The organism is Pseudoduganella sp. GW821-FHT11H04 (assembly GCF_058807935.1).
The window spans coordinates 138,473-160,979 of the sequence record NZ_JBXARE010000005.1; the positions used below are offsets into that span (position 1 = coordinate 138,473).

Here is a 22,507-nt window from a genome sequence, read left to right on the forward strand (position 1 = left end):
TCAGCCTCCCACGGCAACAACCACGACCGACTTGGCAGGCATCTTCACTGTCAGCTTGCCGCCGCTGGACTGCACGGCGATTGGCGCAGGCTTCACCGCATCCGGCTTGGCAAAGGTGTTATGCGCATCCATCGCACCAGCGGTCAGTACACGTGCGGTGGCCTTGCCTTCGCCGACGCCCGCAATGTTCACTTCTTCCGCCTCGCTCGGGTTAGTGTTGACCAGGGCGACGTAGACTTTGCCATCCTTGCCGCGCGCAGCCGAAGCGCTCACCTGCGGAATGCTCTTGCCGCCGGAGCTGTAATCGCGGTTGCCTTCCAGCGACAGCGGCAGCGTGGTCGCGCCCTGGAACGGCACATACATCTCGTAGGCGTGATAGGTTGGCGTCAGCAGCATCTTCTCTTTATCGGTCAGCACCATGGCCTGCAGGACGTTGACCATCTGCGCGATATTGGTCATGCGAACGCGGTCGGCATGGGCATGGAAGATATTGAAGTTCAGCGCCGCTACGACAGCATCGCGCAGGGTGTTCTGCTGGTAGAGGAAGCCGGCATTGGTGCCCTTCTCCACGTCGTACCATGTGCCCCATTCGTCGACATAGAAGCCCAGCTTCTTCTCCGGATCGTTCTTATCCAGCACCGCTACGTTATTGCGGATATGGTCTTCCATGCGCATGGTGGCCTGCAGGGTCGAGAACCATTCGTTGTCCGGGAAGCCGGTTGCGGCGCCCTTCACTTCCCATTTGCCGGTCGGGATGGTGTAGTAGTGGAAGCTGATGCCGTCCGTCATATGCTTGGCCGACTTGCTCAATTCCTCGGTCCAGCTGACGTCGTTGTCGTTGCCGCCGCTGGCGACAAACTTCGGACGCCCTGCCGCTGGCGTCTTGAGGAAGGTGGCGCTCTGGCGGTACAGGTTCGAATAGTATTCCGGCTTCATATTGCCGCCGCAGCCCCAGGCTTCATTACCGACGGCGAAGTAGGCCACTTTGAATGGCTTTTCGCGGCCATTTTTACGGCGCAGCTCCGGCAAGGTGGACTTGTTATCGGAGGTCATGTACTCCAACCATTCCGCCATTTCCTGCGGGGAGCCGGTACCCAGGTTGCCGTTCACGTAGGCGTCCGCGCCCAGTTGCTCGACCAGGTCGAAGAATTCATGGGTGCCGACAGCGTTGTCCTCGTCCACGCCGCCCCACATGGTATTGATCTTGACTGGACGCTTGTTGCGCGGACCGATACCTTCGCGCCAGTGGTATTCATCGGCGAAGCAGCCGCCTGGCCAGCGTACCAGCGGAACGTGCAGGTTCTTCAGTGCGCCGATCACGTCGTTGCGCCAGCCGCGCGTATTCGGGATCTTCGATTTCGGGCCGACCCACATGCCGCCGTATATGCCGGTGCCAAGGTGTTCGGCAAACTGGCCGTAAACATCCTTATTGATCACCGGGCCAGGTTTGGCGGCATCGATCTTCACGGTGGTGGCGGCTTGCGCCAGGCCGGCGCCGAACAGCGCCAGTGCAATCATCGTCTTCTTCATAGCGTCTCCTTGATTATTGTCTGAATACTGCCACGAAGCCGCCGTGTGGCAGCATCGTGATTTTCTGCTTGCCGGCGGTAGTTTCCCGCTGGCTGAATTCGCGCTCGCCTGCACCGTCGGTTACCAGCGTGCCGGCGCCCAGCTCCACCGCAACTTCCTGCGCGCTGTCCTGCGCGTTGAAACCGGCCACATACCAGGTGTCGCCCGCGCGCCGCGCCAGTACTACGTAGCGGGCTGGAACGCCGTCAACAAAGCGCACGTCGTCCCAACTGCGAGGGAGTTCGCGCAGCAAGTCCTGCACATAAGCCGGCGCGGTCGCCATGCCTTCCGGAATTTCCGCAAAGTGCTGGATACCGGAGGTGAACAGCACAGCCTCCGCCAGTTCGAAGCCATTGCGCGTGGCGCGCTTGATCTTGGGGATATCGGCGAATGCCATCGGGGTGAAGTCCATTGGATCGAACAGGTTACGGGCGAACGGCAGCATCGCGGCATGTGCGGGAACCTTGTCCTGCCATCCTTGTTCGAACGTCGAAAACTCGAAGCCACGCACTGCTTCCGCTGTCATCAGGTTCGGGTAGGTGCGGCTCCAGCCGCGCGGCAGCGTGGCGCCGTGGAAGTTGACCAGGAGGCCAGCCTCCGCCGCATCCTTCAGGATATCGATGTAGTAAGCGATGAAGGACTGGCCGTCGCCGCCGAAGAAATCGACCTTCACGCCTTTCACGCCCATCTCGCGCAGGCGCGCAAACTCGGCGCGGCGCGCATCGCGCGTCAGCAGCTTGCTCTTGGGCGAATACTCGGTCTTGTTCCAGCTGCCCGATGAGTTGTACCAGGCGAGCAGGCCGATGCCCTTGCCCGCCGCGTACTGCGCCAGCTCGTGCATGCGTTCGTAGCCGATCTTGCGGTCCCAGTCGGCATCGACCAGGGTGTAGTCCCAATGCATCTGCACCGCGTAGTCGATGAACTTCTTCTGCACATCGAACACGGTGGCGTCGTCTTTCAGGATCGCCCAGCTCCACGAAGCGTGGCCGGGCTTGGCCAACGCCGTGTCGAACGGGATAGCCGGTGCGGCAAGGTCGGTGCCCAACGTCGACTGCACCACGGTGGACAACGGGCCAAGAGCCAGCACGCGCCATGGCGACTGTGCACCACTGCCCATCAGGGCGCCGCCGGGGAAAACTTCCGGCGCGGACGGCCCGCCGATGCGGTACTCGCCGCCTGCCGATTGCGCCTGCAGGCGCGACGCATGCCAGCTGCCGTCCATGCCCGCCTCGGTCAGCGCCACCCAGTTATCGCCGTTGCGGAACAGCGCCGGGAACACCCAGCCGCTTGGCAAAGGCGATGGCGTACCGACCGCGATATCGGCCTGGTAATACTCTTCGTACGACGGATTGGTGTTGGCCCAGCCGGTCTGCGCTACCGACATCGGCTGCAGCCAGGCGCGTGCGGCGGTTGGGAAGGCAAAGCTGGTGGCTTCGCTGAGCACCTTGCCGCCGGCAGTCTCATAGCGGAAAGCCACGCCGTCGTTGGAGACGCGGAAGACGATATCCAGCTTGCGGCCTTGCTTGTCGCGCAAGGCGAAGCGGCGTTCGTTTGCTTCGTAATGGATGCGACTGCGCTTGCCGGTGGCCAGCGTGTAGTCGTCCACCACGCGCTGCACTGCGCCTGCCGATAACAGGCGCAGGCCGCGCGTCAGGTCGGCGGATTGCAGGCGCAGGCCCAGGCGCGATGGCAGCAAGACTTCCTGCCCTGCACGCGAAACGGCATATGTCGGTTCGCCGCGGGGCGAAAGTTCAAACTGGACCTTGACCTGCAGGTCCGGGCTGGTGAGGTCATGCGCGAAAGCGCAAGCTTGGGCGGCCACCAGCAGCGCCGAAAGAAAGGCGAGCTTGATCATGGCGGCCCTCGCTCAGACCCAGCCAGCGTCGACGATGAAATCCTGCGCGGTGCACATGGCGCTGTCGTCTGCGCCCAGGAACAGGCACATGGCGGCGATATGCTCCGGCAGCAGCTTGCCCGGCAGGCACTGGTTGCGGGCGATCTCCTCTTCCGCCGCCTGGTCGACCCACAGGTCTACCTGGCGCTGCGTCATGACCCAGCCCGGCGTCACGGTGTTCACCCGAACGTTGTGCTTGCCCAGGTCGCGCGCCATGCCGCGCGTCAGGCCGTGCGATGCGGATTTGGCGGTCGCATAGACCGGGTACCCGCCGCCCTTGGCGTGCCAGGAGATCGAGCTGATATTGATGATCGAGCCGCCGCCCTTGGCCTTCATGCCCGGCAGGACTGCCTGGCAGGTGAAGAACAATGGGCGCTGGTTGATGGCGATACGCTGGTCCCAGTATTCGGGCGTCACGTCTTCGATGGTGTGGCGCTGGTCGTTGGCGGCATTGTTGACCAGCACGTCGAAGTCGCCGATTTCCGCCGCGAGCTCCTTCATCGTGCCCTGCAAGGCGGGGATATCGGTGATGTCGCAGGAGCGGAACAGCGGCCGCGCCGCACCGCTCGCGGCGACAGCGTCGCACAGTGCTTCGCTGGCTTCCTTGGCGATGTCGACAAAGGCCACCAGCGCGCCTTGGCTGGCGAAACCTTCAACGATGCTGGCGCCGATGCCGGTGCCGCCTCCGGTCACGAATACCCGCTTGCCTTTCAGGCTTGGGTAGTTGGCCGTAATTGTCATGCTGTCTCCGTAGTTTTTTTCTTTTAGTGCTGGCCGAGGATGCCGTCGCGGCGGCGCCAGGTATTGCTTGGGTTCTCGTCGCGCAGAACCGGAGGCAGCAGCGTGGCAGGCAAGTCCTGGTAGCAGACCGCGCGCAGGAAGCGGTAGATCGCTGCGGTGCCGACGGAAGTGCTGCGGCCATCCGAGGTGGACGGGAACGGGCCGCCGTGCACCATGGCGCTGGTCACTTCCACGCCGGTCGGGAAACCATTGGCCAGGATACGGCCTGCCTTGCGCTCCAGTACCGGCAGCAGCTTGCGCGCTGCTTCGGTGTCGCCATCCGCCATTTGCAGGGTCGCGGTCAGCTGGCCTTCCAGGTGCTCCGCCACTGCGATCATCTCGTCGATATCGCGGCAGGCAATCACCAGCGAGGCCGGACCGAACACCTCATCCGACAGCGCGTGCTGCGACAGGAAGGCTTGCGCGGTGGTCCGGAACAGCGCAGCGCCGCCCTTGCAACCGCTGTGCACCGTGGCAATCACAGTTTCGACTGCCGTGTTGCCGGCCAATGCTTGCACGCCGCGCTGGTAGCTGCCTGCGATGCCGGCGCTCAGCATGGTGCCCGGCGCGACGCCGCCCAGCGCTTGTGCTGCGCTTTGGCAGAAACGTTCCAGGCCGGAGCCTTCAATGCCCAGCACCAGGCCGGGATTGGTGCAGAACTGGCCAACGCCCATCGTCAACGAGGCTGCGAAACCGGCAGCGATGCTGTCTGGACGGCCAGCCAGCGCTTCCGGCAAGAGGAACACAGGATTGATGCTGCTCATTTCCGCATACACTGGAATTGGCTGCTTGCGCGCTGCGGCAGTGGCCATCAGGGCGGTGCCGCCACTGCGGGAACCGGTAAAGCCGACCGCCTGGATCGCGGGATGCGCGACCAGCGACTGGCCGATATGGCTGCCGCTTCCGGTCAGCAGGGCGAACACGCCCGCCGGCAAGCCGCATTGCGCAACGGCTGCCACGACGGCGCGCGCCACCAGCTCGGAAGTGCCTGGGTGCGCGGAGTGCGCCTTGACGACCACCGGACAGCCAGCGGCCAGCGCAGAAGCGGTATCGCCGCCAGCTACCGAGAACGCCAGCGGGAAATTGGAAGCGCCGAACACAGCGACCGCGCCAACGCCGATCAGGCGTAAGCGCAGGTCCGAGCGCGGCGGTGTGCGGGTCGGCTGCGCCACGTCGATGCGGGGATCGCACCACGAGCCATCACGCAGCAAAGTCGCGAACATCTTGAGCTGGTTGCAGGTGCGGGCACGCTCACCTTCCAGGCGGGCTTGCGGCAGGCCGGTTTCGGCCATAGCGCGCTCGACCAGTTCGGTGCCGAGGTCCATGATATTGCGGGCAATCGCATCCAGCAGTTCCGCACGGGCGGCATCGCTGGTGGCGCGGAAGGTATCGAATGCGGCGCCCGCCAGCTGGCAGGCGTCATTCACCTGCTCGACGCTGACCGCGTTGAATTCTTCGCCGAATTGCTGCTCGGTGCCCGGGTTGAAGGCGCGCACTGCGGCGCCCTCCCCGCGCACGGCAACGCCGCCAATGAGTGCTTCGCCGGTAATAGTCATAATTGGTTCACTTTCTGGTAACGGGATTCCTGCACGCGCAGCGGGTTGCGCAGCGCAGGGCCAAAGGCTGGCGCCTCGACTTCGAAGGTTTCACCCGGCTGCACGGATACGCCGTCCGCGAAACTCAGGGTGGCGGTGCCGAAGAAGTGGATATGGACGTCGCCCGGGCGGCAGAACAGGCCATATTTGAAGTGGTGGTATTCCAGGTTGGCGATGGTGTGCGACATATTCTGCTCGCCGCTGACAAAGGCTTTCTGCCAGCGCACTGCACCGTCCTTGCCGATGATGCGCGAGGCGCCGTCGATATGCTGCGGCAGTTCGCCGACGCGCAGCGCCGGGCCCAGGCCGCAGTTGCGCAGCTTGGAGTGGGCGAGGTAAAGGTAGTTCTGGCGTTCGGTCACGTGGTCGGAGAACTCATTGCCGATCGCGTAGCCGAGGCGGTAAGGCTGGCCGTCTTCGCCGATCACGTACAGGCCGGCGATTTCCGGCTCTTCGCCGCCATCCAGCGAGAACTCCGGCATGGTGAGCGCCTGCCCGGTGGCGGCCACGATCGAGCCATCGCCCTTGTAGAACCATTCCGGCTGCACGCCGCGCTGGCCCTCGGCCGGCTTGCCGCCTTCCACGCCGAGGCGGAACATCTTCATCGAATCGCTGAGCGACTCGACGTCGCCGCCGATCTTGCGGTGCATGGCGTCACGCGCATCGGCGCTGCCCAGGTGGGTCAGGCCGGTGCCGGTCACGTAGCAGTGGGCCGGGTCGGCGTGGTCCAGCGGCGGCAGAATGCGGCCGGCCTTGGCTACAGCCTCATAGCTTTCAGTCGTGGAACCGATTGCCGCTTGCGCCACTTCGGCCAGCCCCTTGAGCCGGACGATAGCGCGCTGCGCCAGTTCATAAGTGGTGGTCACGCCGTCCAGCACACGCAGGACGTCGCCATCCAGCGCTGCGACGCGGCGCGCGCCGCCTTCGGTAGTGAATTGTACGAGCAGCATAATTTCTCCTTAGTGCGAATGGCGTGGCACAGCGGAACCGCGGCAGCCAACCAGGAAACCGAAGTCGCAGCCTTCGTCGGCCTGCAACACGTGGTCGATATACAGCTGCTGGTAGCCGGACTTTGGCGGCTCCTGCTGCGCTGCGCGCTCAGCGAGGCGTGCCTTCATTTCCTCATCGCTGATTTCCAGCTGCAGCTTGTTGTTGGCGCAATCGAGTTCAATCCAGTCGCCGTCCTTCACGGCACCCAGCGGACCGCCGGCCATCGCTTCCGGCGCCACGTGCAGCACCACGGTACCGTAGGCGGTACCGCTCATGCGCGCGTCGGAGATGCGCACCATATCCTTGATGCCTTTTGCCAGCAGCTTAGGCGGCAGGCCCATATTGCCTACTTCCGCCATGCCCGGATAACCTTTCGGGCCGCAGTTCTTCATCACCAGGATGGAGTTCTCGTCCACGTCCAGGTCCGGATCGACGATGCGTTCCTTGTAGTGGTCGAAGTTCTCGAACACCACGGCCTTGCCGCGATGCTGCATCAGGTGCGGCGAAGCGGCGGATGGCTTCAGCACCGCGCCGCGCGGCGCCAGGTTGCCGCGCAGGATGCAGATGCCGCCATCGGCGATCAGCGGGTTGTCGATCTGGCGGATCACTTCATCGTTGTAGATCGGCGCATCGGAACAGTTCTCACCGATGGTCTTGCCGTTGACGGTCAGCGCATCCGGATGCGGCAGCAGGTTCGCTTCGCCCATGCGGCGGATCACCCCCGGCAGGCCGCCGGCGTAGTAGAACTCTTCCATCAGGTAGCGGCCGGAAGGCATCAGGTCGACGATGGTCGGCATGCCCTTGCCCACCTTGGTCCAGTCTTCCAGTTCCAGCGGCACGCCGATGCGGCCCGCGATGGCTTTCAGGTGGATTACGGCGTTGGTCGAACCGCCGATGGCGGCGTTGACGCGGATCGCGTTCTCGAAGTTTTCGCGCTTCAGGATCTTGGACAGGCGCAGGTCTTCCCACACCATTTCGACGATACGGATACCGGACATATGGGCCAGCACGTAGCGGCGCGCGTCGACAGCAGGAATCGCGGCATTGTGCGGCAGCGAGGTGCCCAGCGATTCGGCCATGCAGGCCATGGTGGACGCGGTGCCCATGGTGTTGCAGGTGCCGGCGGAACGCGACATGCCCGCTTCGGCCGACATGAACTGGTGCATGGTGATTTCGCCAGCCTTGACCTGCTCGTGCAGCTGCCACACGGCGGTGCCCGAGCCGATGTCCTTGCCGTTCAATTTACCGTTCAGCATTGGACCGCCGGTAACGACGATGGTTGGCAGATCGACGGATGCAGCGCCCATCAACAGGGCCGGGGTGGTCTTGTCGCAGCCAACCAGCAGCACGACGGCGTCCATCGGATTGCCGCGAATGGATTCTTCCACGTCCATGCTGGCCAGGTTACGGGTCAGCATGGCGGTCGGGCGCAGGTTGGATTCGCCGTTGGAGAAGACCGGGAATTCAACCGGGTAGCCGCCCGCTTCCAGGATGCCCTTTTTTACGTGCTCTGCGAGCTGGCGGAAGTGGGCGTTACATGGGGTCAGCTCGGACCAGGTATTGCAGATGCCGATGATTGGCTTGCCGCGGAATTCGTGGTCAGGAATGCCCTGGTTCTTCATCCAGCTTCGGTACATGAAGCCGTTTTTGTCCTGCGTCCCGAACCATTCGGCCGAGCGCAGTTTTATCGTTTTCTTAGTCTCTGACATGGATTCCTCCGCTTATCGATGGAGGAAATGTTACGGCTCAGAGCAATATATTTCTAATGACTTATTTGTTGGTATCAATACCGAAATCAGTATCGCGAAAAACGGAACGCCAGCGTGTTTTCATACACCTCGCCAGGGCGCAGGATCACGCTCGGGAAGTGCGGCTGGTTGGGCGAATCCGGGAAGTGCTGCGGCTCCAGGCAAAGGCCCCCGCGATAGGGGAAGCCCAGCGAACCATCGAGGAAATTCCCGCTATAGAACTGGACTCCCGGCTGGTGAGTGAGTACTTCCAACTGGCGCCCGGACTGCGGCTCGCGTACTCGCACCGCGCAGCGCATGCCATCCGCCGGCGCCAAGGCGAAATTGTGATCGTAGACTGTGTCGCCAATAGCACGCGGCTCGCGGAAATCGAACAGCGTGCCCGCGACCGGCGCCATTTCGCCGGTTGGTATCAAACCTTCGTTGACAGGCGTGTAATGCGGCGCATCGATCCACATTTCGTGATCGTTGATGGTGCCGCCGCCGGCCAGGTTGAAATAAGCATGGTGGGTCAGGTTGACCGGCGTGGCGCGGTCGGTGGTGGCGCGGAAGGCCACAGTCAGCGCGCCATCGTCGCCAAGGGTGTAGCGGGCTTGCACGTCCAGGTTGCCGGGATAGCCCTGCTCCCCGTCCGGGCTGCGGTAGCGCAGCACCAGCGCGTCGCCGTCCACCGCACCGTCCCACACGACCTTATCGAAGCCCTGCGCGCCGCCATGCAGGTGGTTGTCGCCATCGTTCACGGAAAGCTGGTGTTCCACGCCGTCCAGCGTGAAGCGGCCGCCCGCGATGCGGTTGCCGCAACGCCCGATCAGCGCGCCGAAATATGGCGAACGGCCGAAATAGTCGGCGGCCGATTCGAAGCCCAGCGTGACATTGGCCAGCCGGCCGTCCCGGTCGGGCGCGAAGATATGGGTGACAGTCCCGCCGTAATTGGTGATCCTGACCTCCATGCCTTGGGCATTGGACAGGGTGAACAAGGACAGCGGCGTGCCGTCCGGTGCGTGGCCGAATGGCGCGCTCTGGATCATGGTGCGATTACTCAATAACTGATGGACGTCCGAAGACGGGCATTCCCTGCGCATCCCAGCGCAGCGGCTTGACGAAAGTATGGCGGTCCGGATTCCACAGCGGGTCGCCGACAATTTCCGTGTATGTGCGGGCATGGTACACCAGCAGCACATTTCCGTCCGCGTCCAGCGTGAAGCTGTTGTGTCCCGGGCCGTAGATGCCATGCTCAAAGCAGGTTTGCAGCACCGGCTCCTTCGACTTGGTCCACGCGGACGGGTCCAGCAGGTCCGCATCGGCATCGGCCCATAACAGGCCCATGGCGTAGTTCTCGTCGGTGGCGCTGGCGGAATAGCTGATGAACACCTTGCCATTGCGCTGCAGGACGGACGGGCCTTCGTTGACCCGGAAGCCGCGGATCTCCCAGTCGAATTCCGGCTTGGTCAGCATGACCGGCTTGCCCTTGAGCTGCCACGGCGTTTCCATCTCCGCGATGTACAGATTGGAATTGCCCTCGATGGCGTTGTCCTTCTGCGCCCACAGGTAATACAGCTTGCCCTTGTGGGTGAAAGTCGTCGCATCCAGGCAGAAGGTATCGATGCCGGAATCCACCTGTCCCATGAACTCCCACTCGCCTTCCAGCGGATTGGGGTTCGTATTGCGGATGGCGTACATGCGGTGCTGGAACAGCTTGTATTTGATCTCGCGGCTAGGCGCGGCTGCAAAATACACGTACCAGGCGCCCTGGTTGTAGTGCAGCTCCGGCGCCCAGATCAATTCACTATAGGCGCCGGTATCCGGCTTATGCCACACGTCCACGGTCTGCGCATCACGCAAGCCTTCGATGGTGCTGGCGCGTCGCAGTTCAATGCGATCGTATTGCGGTACCGAAGCAGTGAAGTAGTAGTAGCCGTCGCTGTGGCGGACGATGTAAGGATCGGCGCGCTGCTCGATCAGTGGTGACAGTTTTTGCATATTCAAACGGTTACGTAGCCATGGGACTTCATGCGCTCTTTCACGGTGCCGTAGTATTCGTCGCTGATGCGATAGGCGAACATCAACAGCCCCATAAGCAGGTGGAAGAAGCCCGGGATCACCGACAGCATCATGGCGATGCCGTTCAGTGCAACTTCGGATTGCGTCTGGTTGGGCACATAGTGGAAATAGGTCAGCAGCACGCCTACCAGGCCGCCGGCGATTGCCATGCCGGCTTTCTGGCAAACGGAAATGCCGCCGAAAGCAAAGCCGGAAACGCGCTTGCCGGTCTTGACCTGGCCGTAATCGATGGTCTCGCCGATGGCGGACCAGAACACCGGCGCATGCAGGTCGACGATGAAGGACAGCGCGAAGAACAGCACAAAGGCCAGCGCCACGTCGCCCGGCTTGACGAGCAAGTAGATTGCCAGGCTGATGCCCGCAACAACCAATTGCGTCCAGCGGAACAACTTGACCTTGCAATACACCTTGGTGATCCAAGTCGAAGCCACCATCGACAGGATGGCGGCCGCCACGCCGGTCGAAAGGAAGGCCGACACCTGCACGGTATCGAGGCCCAGGTAGTACTTGGCGTAGTAGATCGCCACCGAACCGCGCACCACATAGCCGATGGTACCCGTCACGCAAACACCGCACAGTATCAACCACTGGTCATTCTGCATCAGCACCTTCAGCTGTTCGGACAGCGACTGTCGCACCACGACATGGTGGACACGCTCGGTGGTGGTGAAGAAGCAGAACAGGAACAAGCCTACGCCCAGCGCCGCCATCACCGCCATGGCCATCTGGTAGCCGTGGGCCGCATTGCCCTCGCCCCAGCGCTCGGACAGCAGCGGCACCACGATGGTCACCAGGAAGGCGCCGATCTTGGCGAAGAACAGCCGGTAGCCATTGGCGGAAAGGCTTTCTTTAGGATCGCTGGTCAGCGCACTAGGCAGGGAAATATATGGAATGCCCACGCCAGCCGTCATCACGGTCATGATGATGTAGGTGGAGTAAGCCCACACCAGCTTGGCGTCGTAGCCCCAGTCCGGCGTGGAAAAAACGAAGAGGATGCTCACGCCGTAAGGCACGGCGAGCCATAGCAGGTAAGGACGGTAGCGGCCGAAGCGGCTGGTGAAACGGTCCGTAATCTGGCCCATGGTCAGGTCGGCAATTGCACCAACCACCTTCACCAGCACGAACAGCAGCGCGAGGTCTTGCGTTCGCAAACCGTAGATGTCGGTGTAGAAGTAGGTAATGATCAGCATCATGGAGGAGATCACGACATTAAGCGCCGCATCCCCTGCCCCGAAGCCCGCTTTTTCAAGCACCGACATCTTTTGGTTTTGCATGGTAAATCAGTTCTTCCAGTTCAGCATCAGGCCGACAGTGCGGTCGTAGCGGCGCATATCGCGTGGATACACGTTCGCGTCGGTCCAGTAGTCGACGTATTTGAAGTTCAGCAGGTTGGTGCCGGTCAGGGTCAGCGACAGGTTCGGGGTGAACTTGTAGCTGATCGAGCCATCCAGGCTGCTGGTCGGAGCGGCGATCAGGTCGCGCTGCGGCGCCGTGCCCCTGATTGCCGAAGTATCGCTATACACCTGCACGAACTTCGAGCGCCAGTTATAAGCCAGGCGGCCGGAGATGCCATTCTTCTCATACAACAGCACGATGTTATACGAGTTCTTGGACATGCCAGGGAAAGTCAGATCGCCCGGGCCGATGGACGACGAGGTGACGCCGCCTTCCATATAAGTGTAGTTCAACTGCGAGCCAAAGCCACTCAGCCAGCCAGGCAGCTTATCGTAGAACTGCTGGTAGGACAGTTCGACGCCTTGCAGGTGGCCCTTGTCGGTATTGAACGGACGAGTAGTCAGGTAGTTCACGCCCTGGTACACCTCTGGCTGGGCGCGACCGACGATGTAGCCGTCGAAGTTATGACGGAACACGGTGCCGCTGACCATTGCGGCCGGTGCGAAGTACCACTCCAGCGCAGCGTCGAAGTTCTGGCCGGTGACCGGCTTCAGGTCCGGATTGCCGCCGGACGCGGAAGCCTGCACGGTATTGCCGTTCGAGTTCACATAAGCGGTGCCGGGATTCAGCTGTGCGAAGTCGGGACGGGTCAGCGTCTTGGCATAAGCCAGGCGCGCGATCAGGTCCTTGCGCAGGGTCGCCTTGAACGAAGCGCTAGGCAGGGTATCGGTGCCGGAGCTGTTCTTCGGCGTTGCGACCGGCACGCCATTGACCATGCTGTAGCCCAGCAGGTCCGAATCGGTCTTGGTCACGCGTACACCGAACACGCCATCGACCGGAACGCTGCCGAGATCGAATCCCACGCGCGCTTTGCCGTAGATGGCGATATTCTTTTCGTTCACCGAGAAGAAGGAACCCTGGTCGAGCGCCTTGGCAGTCGTCGATCCGGTAACCGCCTTGCGCACGTCGCTCGTGTTGTTCAGCAGGTAGCTGGCGCACGGGGTGTACCAGAAAGGCGTGCCGTAATCTTCCGACAGCTCGCGGTTGGTGCAGGTCATGCCTGGCAAGGTCGCCACCGACACGCGGCTAGACGGATTGAATGCATCCGGCGCGCCCATGCTGCCTTCAACGGATTTGATCGATTCCGCGCTGCGCTTGTTGAAACGTACGCCGGCGCTGAATTCCTGGAAGATGCCATCGGAGGCTGGCGTGTAGCTCGCATCGGCGCGCCAGTCGGTCGAAGAGCCCTTGTCGTTACCGTAGCGGTCGAACAGCTGGAACAGGTAGATGTTCTTTGGATCGGTCATGTCCATGCCGCCGTAGCGCATGAAGGCGCCGCCGTTGACATTGGTTTTCAGGAAGACGTCCGGCACGGTGACCATCGCATCCAGGATCGGGTTGCGCCAGTCGTATTTCGATTTGGTGCGCGCCAGTTCGGTGCTCAGGCGCAGGCCTGGCGCGGCGTTCCATTTTGCGCCAATGGCGGTCTGCCATGTGGTGTTCTGCGAGGCGCGGGCCTGGGTCGACAGGATGGTGTTGGCGTTATGCGAAGTCAGCTCGTCCAGCTGGTCGGTGCCGGGGATCTTGGTGCCGGAGATGCCGCTGCCCGGAGCCCACCATGGCAGGCCGACGAAGAAGTCGGTCTCGTCCTGGTTCTTGTAACGGGAATAGATGCCTTCGGCGTAGATCTCGGTGTCCTTGTTCGGACGCCATTGCAGGGCGAAGTTTTCGGCGGTGCGTTTGCGTTCGCCGTAGATGCCTTGCAGGCCAACCAGGTCCGGGCCCGTCAGCTTAGGCAGCAGCCAGTCTTTCTGCACCGGGAAGGTGTTGAAGCTGCGCTCTTCGTGGAAGTTGTTGCGGACGTAGGAAACGCCGAACAGCGCGCCGATTTCACCGTATTCGGTTTTCCAGCGATTGGAGATCAGGCCGTTCGCTTCCGGATCGGTCTTGTGCGCCTTGTCCTGGTTTTTCACGCCGCCGTTGGCGCTCAGCGTGAAGCCCTTGAAGTCGAATGGACGATTGGTGCGCACATCGATCACGCCGGCGATACCGCCTTCGACCAGTTCAGGGCTTTGTGATTTATACACGTCCACGCGCTGCAGCATGGCGGACGGGATGTCGGCCAATTGGATATAGCGGCCGGTGGTGGTGAACATTTCGCGGCCGTTCAGCATGGTGGCAATGCCCGGCAAGCCTCGGATCAGGACCGAGTTGGCCTCGCCCGCATCGCGGCGCACCTGGATACCAGGCACGCGGGCCAGGGTCTGCGCCACGTTCGTGTCCGGGAATTTACCGATATCGTCGGCGACGATGGAGTCAACGACGTTGTCCGCCTTCTGTTTGATGTCCAGCGAGCTTTGGGCTGCGGCGCGCACACCGCTCACCTGCACGACGGCGACTTCGCCCTCGTTGGCCTGCTGCGCGAATGCTGGCATGGCGCTGGCCAGCCCAATGCCCGCGAGCGCGGCGACGGATACTTTGAGTGCAAGTGGGCGGCGCGATGCAGCCAGCCCAGGCACGGATGCTTGGCGCTTCATAGGTCTCCTGACTATCGTTTTTATAAGTTACTGAATCCCGGAATTAATCTTAGGTAAATCACCGAGAACAAACTAATCAATTTTTTTCAAACTTCGATATCAAAATTGATATCTCATTCCGGTTGATCTGAGTCATGGAAACAGGCAGGCAAGATGCAGGATTATGCAGTTAACCAGCCATCCTGCGATCTTCTTAACATGAACTTACCTCTCCTCGCCGTACTCGCCGCCTCGACTCTTGGTAGCTCGGGGGCCTTTGACCAGCAGGGACGCTTGTGGGTAGCGCATGCCGGCGACAACGGCATCGTGCTGCGATCGAGCGCCGATGAAGGGCGCACCTGGACTACTCCGCGCCAGGTCCTGCCCAAGCCGGAAACGGTGGAAGCGAATGGGGAGGCGCGTCCAAAAATCGCCTTCGGGCCACAGGGCCAGCTCTATTTAAGCTATACGCAATCGTTGGGCAAACACCACACCGGCAATATCCACTTCACCCGCTCCCTTGACGGAGGCCAGAATTTTTCGGCCCCGGCCACCGTGCAGCGCGACCGGGCGCCGATCGGCCACCGCTTCGACGATATCCAGGTCGACCCGCAAGGCCGCATTTTCCTGACCTGGCTGGACCAGCGCGACAAAGATGCGGCGCAGGCCGCGCAGCGCCCCTATCGCGGCATCGCCATCTACTACGCCGTTTCCACCGACGGCGGGGCGACTTTCGGCGAAGAGGCCAAACTGGCCGACCACACCTGTGAATGCTGCCGCATCGCCACCGCCATAGCGCCGGACGGGCAGGTGGCCGCCATGTGGCGCCATATTTTCGAACCGAATGTGCGCGACCATGCCGTGGCCTGGCTGCCCGCAGATGGCGGTCCCGCCGCCCCTTCGCGCGCCACGGAAGACGGCTGGAAGATCGACGCCTGCCCGCACCACGGCCCTTCGCTCGCCTTCGACGATCAAGGCAATCGCCACCAGGCCTGGTTCAGCGCGGCCGGCGATGAGGGCGGCGTGTTCTATTCCTCGCGCGGTCAAGTCATGCGTCTCGGCGGCCCGCAAGCCGAACACGCCGAAGTCGCCGCTGCCGGCCAGCGCGTTGCCGTCGCCTGGAAGGAATTCGACGGCACGGCGACCGGCATCCACGCGCAGCTGTCGACCGATGGCGGCGCGACCTGGAGCCAATACACCGTCGCCACCACCCAAGGCGCCTCCGACCACCCGCACCTGATGCGGCGCGGCGCCGATCTCTGGCTGCTGTGGCGCACCGCCGATGACGGAATCATCGTCCGCAAAATCGAGGCAAAACCATGAAAATGATGCATCCCCTCGCCGCCGCAGCCGTGGCGTCGGCCGTCGCCATCCTCGCCGCCATGGCCGCGACCCCAGCCAACGCCGCAGGCGTCGGCACCGTTGCCACCGCTTCCGCAGCTGGCCTGAAAGCCTTCGAGCCCCAAAGCGTCGAGCAGATAGCGGCCAGTCACAAGGGCAAACCCTTCGTAGTCCTGGTCTGGTCCATGGATTGCGAATTCTGCCAGCACAGCCTGGACGTGCTCTCGAAAGCCCGCGCCGCCAACCCATCCTTCGACATCGTCACGATCACCACCGACCCGCTCTCCGACGCCTCCCTCGCGCAAATGGTGAAGAAGCGCCTGTCCGGCATCGACCTGCTGACCGACGCCTGGAGCTTCGGCGGCCTGGCGCCCGAGCGCCTGCGCTACGCCATCGACCCACGCTGGCGCGGCGAGAAGCCCCGAAGCTACTGGTACGACGCCCAGGGCCAGCGCGTCGCCTACTCCGGCGTCATCACCCCGGCAGTGATCGACAAGCTGCGCTGATGACAAATCCTTGAACGAGTTCAAGGCCACACCTCGCATCCGTGGCTACGATTGAGACATGTTCCCGCAACGACTAAATCGCCGCTTCGTCACCCTGCTCCTGCTGCTATACGTAGCACTGCAAGGCTACGCCGCGGCCGCGCAAGTTGCGACGCCGATGATGAACCACGCCGCCTGCGCGGAACATCACGACGACGGCCACGATCAACACGACCAACACGGGATGGCAGACTGCTTCGCCCAGTGCACCCTATGCAGTGCACCGGCGATGGCGCCCGGCTTCAGCAAGCCCCCCATCCCTACACCGAACGACCTCACAGGTCCTCGGACCGCCATCATCGCGGCGCAGTACGATGGCGAATTCCATCTGCCGCACCAGGCTCGTGGACCTCCCGCCGCAGGTTGAAACCTGCTCTTATTCCAAGCGCCGCCGCCCCCGGCGGCGCCCTCCCGAAAGACATATATCAAACCGATATAGGAACCACGAAATAAGCCATTGGTAAGCTATTGCAGTGAACCGTAGGATTGTGCTGCCGGATCCCGTCCCACAACACAAACTACGAGACACGCACCGATGACGACCCCGCGATTCCCAGCCTTGCTGGCCCTTGCCAGCGCCTTGACTGCAGCCTTCCCCCTGGCCGCCAGCGCAGCTCCCGCAACGAAGTACGCAGAATGGGAGCAACCGGAAGTGGTTCACGTGAACCGCGAACCGATGAAAACCACCTTCTTCAACTTCGAAAGCCGCGACCTGGCGCTCAAGGGCGACAAGGCGGCTTCGCAGTACTACCTTTCACTGGATGGCACCTGGTCCTTCGCCTTCTCGCGCAATCCGGAATCGCGTCCCGTCGAATTCTACAAACCGGGCTTTGACGTCAGCCGCTGGAAAACCATCCAGGTGCCCGGCATGATGCAGGCGCAAGGCTACGGCCAGCCCTACTTCAACAACAGCGACTACCCCTTCCCGCCCAACCATCCTTACATCCTGCACAGCATGAACGAAGTAGGCTCCTACCGCCGCGACTTCGACCTGCCGGCCAACTGGGATGGACGCGACGTGTTCCTGCATATCGGCGCCGCCGGCGCGGCCTACTACATCTGGGTCAACGGCCAGCGCGTGGGCTACTCGGAAGACTCCAAGCTGCCATCCGAATTCAAGCTGACCCGCTTCCTGCGCCCAGGCAGCAACGTCATCGCCATCGAACTCTATCGCTTCGCCGACGGTTCCTACCTGGAAGACCAGGACTTCTGGCGCGTCTCCGGCATCGAACGCAGCGTCTACGTTTATGCGGAACAGAAGGCCCACCTGCGCGACTACGTGGTGCGGGCCACGCTGGACAAAACCGCCTACCGCGACGGCGAATTTACGCTGCAGCCCGAATTCACCGGCGCTGCCCAGGGCAAGCTGACCGCCACCCTGCTGGACGGCGACAAGCCCGTGCTGTCGCTTGAAACGGCCGTCAGCGGCGGCAAGGCCGCATCATCACTGCGCGGCACCGTACCGGGCGTACGCCAATGGTCCGCCGAAACGCCGAACCTTTACCGTCTGCTCCTGGAATTCCACGACACTAAAGGCGCCCTTATCTCATCCACCTCGCGCAAGGTCGGCTTCCGCACGGTGGAAGTGAAAGACGGCGAAGTACGCGTCAACGGCAAGCGCGTCATGATTAAAGGCGTCAACCGCCACGAGCACGACCCGCACACCTTCCACGTGATGTCGGAAGAGTCCATGCGCAAGGACATCGAACTGATGAAGCAGGCGAACATCAACGCCGTGCGCACCTCGCATTATCCGAACGATCCGCGCTGGTACGAGCTGACCGACGAATACGGCCTGTACGTGATGGACGAAGCGAATATCGAGTCGCACGAATACATGGGCAAGGGGGACAGCAACCCCGCCCAACGCGAGAAGATCCAGCTCGGCTACCAGAAGGAATGGGCCGTCGCCCACCTGGACCGCGTCAGCCGCATGGTCCAGCGCGACCGCAACCACCCAAGCGTGATCTTCTGGTCGCTGGGGAATGAAGCAGGCACCGGTCCAAACTTCGAACGCGCCGCCAAATGGGCGCATGAGCAGGACCCGGACCGCCTGCTTAGCTACCTCGGGCACGGCACCATCGGCGAAGAGCACCTGCCGAACGATTACGTCGACATCTACGCCCCGATGTATGACCCGATTGAAAAGATGATCGACTACGCGCAAGACCCGCGCTACAAGCAGCCGATGATCCAGTGCGAATACGCACACGCCATGGGTAACAGCCTCGGCAACTTCGAAGACTACTGGCAAGTGATCCGGTCGCACCGCAAGCTGCAAGGCGGCTTTATCTGGGACTGGGTCGACCAGGGCATGCTGCTGAAGGACAAGCAAGACCGCAGCTACTGGGCGCAGGGCGAGGACTACGGTCCCAACCCGCGCAAGGACATGTCGGAAGTCGGCGATGGCCTGGTCCAGGCAGACCGCACGCCCGATCCGGAATACTACGAGGTGCGCAAGGTCTATTCGCCAGTGGTCTTCGAAGGCGATCCGGCATCCGGCAAACTGCGCGTAGTGAACCGCCACGACTTCGCCGATCTTTCACGCTTTGACTTCGACTGGTCGATCGCCCGCGACGGCACGCAAGTGGCCGGCGCAGCGCTGGCCGGCGTGAACGCCGCCGCGCAATCGTCCTCCGACGTCGCATTCACCCTGCCCGCCTTCGAACGCGATCCACGCTACGAATATGTGCTGACCCTGCGCGCCAAAGCCCGCGACGGTGCGATCCCTGGCGTACCCGCCGGCACGGTTCTAGGCTTCACCCAGTTCGTTCTGCAATCCTCGGCAGCCGGCGCCGGCACTGGCTTGCGCTGGGTAGCCCCGGTCCGCGCCAATGGCGGCCTCGAGCTGCGCGCCGGCAACTCGGTGCTGGCGGTTGACGCCAGCAGCGGCAAGCTGGCCTACTCCAGCGGCGGCAAACAGCTGCTGACCGGCGGCATGCCAAACTTCTGGCGCGCCATGACTGAAAACGACATGGGCACAGGCCTCAACAAAACCCACACCATCTGGAAGAAGTTCAGCGAAGAGCGCAACGTGCGCGCCATCGACCAGTTGCCGGACGGCGTGCGTGTCGAATACGTGTTCGGCGCCGGCTCCGCACGCTGGAACGCCACCTACCGCATGGATAGCAAAGGCGTGGTGCAAGTCATGGCCACCTTTACTCCGCTGCGAGGCGACCTGCCGGACCCGCTGCGCATCGGCATGCGCTTCGACAGCAATCCGGTGCTGGACACGATTGAATGGTATGGCCGCGGTCCGCAGGAATCCTACGCCGACCGCACCAGCGGCGCCGCGTTTGGCCGCTACAGCGGCAAGCTGGCCGACCAGTACCACAACTACATCCGCCCACAGGAAAGCGGCAACAAGACCGGCGTCCGCTGGCTGACCCTGTCCGGTGCTGGCAGCGGCATCCAGCTGCGCGGCACCCAAGCGCTGTCGGTCAACGCCCTGCCCTTCCCATACGAAGACCTGTACCCACGCCCACGCGGCACCTGGCACAGCTCCGACATCCGCCCGCACGGCGACGGCTCGCTGCTGGTGGACGCGGTGCAGACCGGCGTAGGCGGCGACACCGGCTGGAGCCAGGTCGGCCGCCCGCACATGCAATACCGCGTTAAGCTGGAGCCAACCAGCTACACGTTTACCATCGCACCACAAGGAACCGCGCAATGAGCCTCAACACCACCCGCCGCCGCGTACTGGCCGGCGCCGCAGCAGCAACCGGCGCGGCCCTGCTGCCGATGTCCGCCACTGTGCATGCCGCCGCCAGCGCGCGCTTCAGCATCGGCAAAGACGACTTCCTGCTCGACGGGAAACCGCTGCAGATCCGCTGCGGCGAAATGCATTTCGCCCGCGTACCGCGCGAATACTGGCAGCACCGCCTGAAGGCCATCAAGGCCATGGGCCTGAACACGGTCTGCGCCTACCTGTTCTGGAACTACCACGAGTGGCGCGAAGGCCGCTACGACTGGGCAGGCCAGCGCGACGCCGCCGAATTCTGCCGCCTCGCGCAGCAGGAAGGCCTTTGGGTCATCCTGCGTCCAGGCCCATACGCCTGCGCCGAATGGGAAATGGGCGGACTGCCATGGTGGCTTCTGAAGAAGAACGGCAGCGACGCATTCCTGCGCACGCGCGACGACGCCTTCATGAAGCCCGCCAAGCGCTGGCTGGCGGAAGTCGGCCGCGTGCTCGGCGACCAGCAAGTCACGCGCGGCGGACCAATCCTGATGGTACAAGTTGAAAACGAATACGGCTTCTTCAGCGACGACCTCGAATACATGCGCGGGATGCGCCAGGCCCTGCTCGATGCACAATTCGACGTGCCGCTGTTCCAGTGCAATCCAACCAATGCCGTTTCACGCACGCACATTCCAGAACTGTTCTCGGTAGCGAACTTCGGCACCGATCCCGACTCCGGCTTCAAGGCCCTGCAGGCCGTGCAGCAAGGCCCGCAGATGTGCGGCGAATACTATTCCGGCTGGTTCGACACCTGGGGCAACCCGCACCGCCGTGGCGCCGCCACCAAGGCGGTGGAAGACATCCAGCACATGCTGAAACTGGGCGGATCCTTCAGCCTGTACATGGCCCACGGCGGCACTACGTTCGGCCTGTGGGGCGGCTGCGACCGTCCATTCCGTCCGGACACCAGCAGCTACGACTACGACGCACCGATCGGCGAAGCGGGATGGATAGGCGAAAAATTCCAGGCCTACCGAAAAGGCATTGAACCCTTCCTGCAGCCCGGCGAGACGCTGCCGTCGCCACCAGCACGCCTGCCGGTGATGGCGATTCCCGCCTTTACACTCAAAGAATCGGCATCCGTCTTCTCCGCCATGCCGCAGGAAGCGCTGCGCGACGTGTCGCCGCGCCCGATCGAGCAGTACGACATCAGCCGCGGCCTTGTCTCCTACCGCGTCACCCTGCCCGCCGGCCCTGCCGGCAAGCTGTCCGCCGCCAAGGTGCGCGACCTGGCCTGGGTCCACGTGGACGGCAAGCTGGTTGGCACCTTCGACACGCGCCACCGCCGCTTCAGCATCGACCTGCCGGCTCGCGACAAGCCCGCCGTGCTGGAAATCCTGCTGTACACCATTGCCCGCGTCAATTTCGGCCCCGAAGTGCACGACCGCAAAGGCCTGCACGGCCCAGTGCAATTCCAGCCTAAGGGCAGCACTCCGCTCACTCTGGAAAACTGGGAAATCCGCGCCATCGACTTCGACGCCGACGGCGTACTGCCGCCGCTCGCATGGAAGCAGCAGCGCACGCGCGGCCCTGCCTTCTGGCGCGGCAGCTTCGAAGCGCAGCAAACCGCCGACACCTTCCTCGACGTATCGACCTGGGGCCAGGGCATCGTATGGATCAACGGCCGCTGCCTTGGCCGCTACTGGAGCATCGGCCCGACGCAAACCATGTACCTGCCGGGCCCATGGCTGAAGCGCGGCCGCAACGAAGTCGTGGTACTGGACCTGACCGGCCCGCAGCGCGCCGAATTGCGCGGCCTGCAAACGCCCATCCTCGACCGCCTGCAACCCGAACGCGACCTGCCTCGCCCTCCGAGCAAGGCCAAACTCAAACTCGATGGCGTCACGCCCGCCTACAGCGGCCAGTTCGCGCCAGGCAGCGCAACCCAGGACGTACTCTTCCCGGCACCTGTCAGCGGGCGCCAGTTCTGCCTCGAATCGCTGGACGCCTTCGACGGCAAGCAATATGCCGCCGTGGCCGAAATCTCCCTGCTGGATGCCAAGGGGCAGACGATCAACCAGTCTGCCTGGACCATCGCCTACGTCAGCAGCGAAGAAGCCCGGCGCGAAGACGGCCAGGCACTGAACGCCATCAACGGCCAGGCCAGCGACTTCTGGCACACCGCCTTTGGCAACATTAGCGGAAAGACCACATCATCGCACCCGCACCGCCTGGTGATCGACCTGGAAAAGACCGTCGAAGTGGCCGGCATCCGCTATACGCCGCGCCAGGGCGACGACAGGGTGACGGGCCGTATCCGCCGTTTCAATGCCTACGTCGCGGCACAACTGGTGGACCCAGGGGAGTAAGCCGTCGCTATGCCCAATCGATATA

15 protein-coding genes are annotated in these 22,507 nt (G+C 62.9%); 5 read left to right on the top strand and 10 right to left on the bottom strand.

Features of this window, described 5'->3' with window-relative positions:
* The 10 genes from AC1RTP_RS13705 to AC1RTP_RS13750 form a co-directional block, all read right to left on the bottom strand.
* Entirely contained in the window at positions 1 to 1,530 is a 1,530-nt protein-coding gene (locus AC1RTP_RS13705) for an alpha-N-arabinofuranosidase (protein ID WP_498608179.1), read from the bottom strand.
* Positions 1,531 to 1,543: 13 nt separating this feature from the next.
* Positions 1,544 to 3,424, bottom strand: coding sequence for a glycoside hydrolase family 97 protein (locus AC1RTP_RS13710; RefSeq protein ID WP_498608180.1), 1,881 nt, complete (start codon positions 3,422 to 3,424; stop codon positions 1,544 to 1,546).
* Positions 3,425 to 3,436: 12 nt separating this feature from the next.
* Positions 3,437 to 4,204, bottom strand: coding sequence for an SDR family NAD(P)-dependent oxidoreductase (locus AC1RTP_RS13715; RefSeq protein ID WP_498608181.1), 768 nt, complete (start codon positions 4,202 to 4,204; stop codon positions 3,437 to 3,439).
* 23 nt (positions 4,205 to 4,227) lie between these two features.
* A complete protein-coding gene (locus AC1RTP_RS13720; RefSeq protein WP_498608182.1) occupies positions 4,228 to 5,799 on the bottom strand; it encodes an aldehyde dehydrogenase (NADP(+)) in 1,572 nt (523 codons plus the stop codon).
* The gene (araD1, locus tag AC1RTP_RS13725; protein ID WP_498608183.1) at positions 5,796 to 6,788 is read right to left on the bottom strand and encodes an AraD1 family protein; all 993 of its coding nucleotides are present in this window, start codon (positions 6,786 to 6,788) and stop codon (positions 5,796 to 5,798) included. The genes AC1RTP_RS13720 and araD1 overlap by 4 nt, the downstream gene beginning before the upstream one ends.
* Positions 6,789 to 6,797: 9 nt before the next feature.
* On the bottom strand, positions 6,798 to 8,537 hold the full coding sequence (locus AC1RTP_RS13730; protein WP_498608184.1) for an IlvD/Edd family dehydratase: 1,740 nt from the start codon (positions 8,535 to 8,537) through the stop codon (positions 6,798 to 6,800).
* An 86-nt stretch (positions 8,538 to 8,623) separates the two neighbouring features.
* Positions 8,624 to 9,604 (bottom strand): aldose epimerase family protein, encoded by a 981-nt coding sequence (locus AC1RTP_RS13735; protein WP_498608185.1) that lies wholly within the window; start codon positions 9,602 to 9,604, stop codon positions 8,624 to 8,626.
* A gap of 7 nt (positions 9,605 to 9,611) precedes the next feature.
* Positions 9,612 to 10,556: a glycoside hydrolase family 43 protein gene (locus AC1RTP_RS13740; protein ID WP_498608186.1), complete on the bottom strand. Its 945-nt coding sequence runs from the start codon at positions 10,554 to 10,556 to the stop codon at positions 9,612 to 9,614.
* A 2-nt stretch (positions 10,557 to 10,558) separates the two neighbouring features.
* A complete protein-coding gene (locus tag AC1RTP_RS13745) occupies positions 10,559 to 11,911 on the bottom strand; it encodes an MFS transporter (protein WP_498608187.1) in 1,353 nt (450 codons plus the stop codon).
* A 6-nt stretch (positions 11,912 to 11,917) separates the two neighbouring features.
* Positions 11,918 to 14,569, bottom strand: coding sequence for a TonB-dependent receptor (locus AC1RTP_RS13750; RefSeq protein WP_498608188.1), 2,652 nt, complete (start codon positions 14,567 to 14,569; stop codon positions 11,918 to 11,920).
* Positions 14,570 to 14,767: 198 nt separating this feature from the next.
* Here AC1RTP_RS13750 and AC1RTP_RS13755 point away from each other — a divergent pair, with 198 nt between their 5' ends.
* From AC1RTP_RS13755 to AC1RTP_RS13775, 5 genes are all read left to right on the top strand, one after another.
* Positions 14,768 to 15,871: a sialidase family protein gene (locus AC1RTP_RS13755; RefSeq protein ID WP_498608189.1), complete on the top strand. Its 1,104-nt coding sequence runs from the start codon at positions 14,768 to 14,770 to the stop codon at positions 15,869 to 15,871.
* Positions 15,868 to 16,395 carry a TlpA family protein disulfide reductase gene (locus tag AC1RTP_RS13760; RefSeq protein WP_498608190.1) on the top strand — a complete coding sequence of 176 codons (528 nt, stop codon included), beginning with the start codon at positions 15,868 to 15,870 and terminating at the stop codon, positions 16,393 to 16,395. The genes AC1RTP_RS13755 and AC1RTP_RS13760 overlap by 4 nt, the downstream gene beginning before the upstream one ends.
* 58 nt (positions 16,396 to 16,453) lie before the next feature.
* Positions 16,454 to 16,801, top strand: a complete 348-nt coding sequence (locus AC1RTP_RS13765) for a DUF2946 family protein (protein WP_498608191.1) — start codon at positions 16,454 to 16,456, stop codon at positions 16,799 to 16,801.
* A gap of 168 nt (positions 16,802 to 16,969) precedes the next feature.
* The gene (locus AC1RTP_RS13770) at positions 16,970 to 20,107 is read left to right on the top strand and encodes a glycoside hydrolase family 2 TIM barrel-domain containing protein (protein ID WP_498608192.1); all 3,138 of its coding nucleotides are present in this window, start codon (positions 16,970 to 16,972) and stop codon (positions 20,105 to 20,107) included.
* A complete protein-coding gene (locus AC1RTP_RS13775) occupies positions 20,104 to 22,482 on the top strand; it encodes a beta-galactosidase (protein WP_498608193.1) in 2,379 nt (792 codons plus the stop codon). The genes AC1RTP_RS13770 and AC1RTP_RS13775 overlap by 4 nt, the downstream gene beginning before the upstream one ends.
* The last annotated feature ends 25 nt before the right edge of the window (positions 22,483 to 22,507 follow it).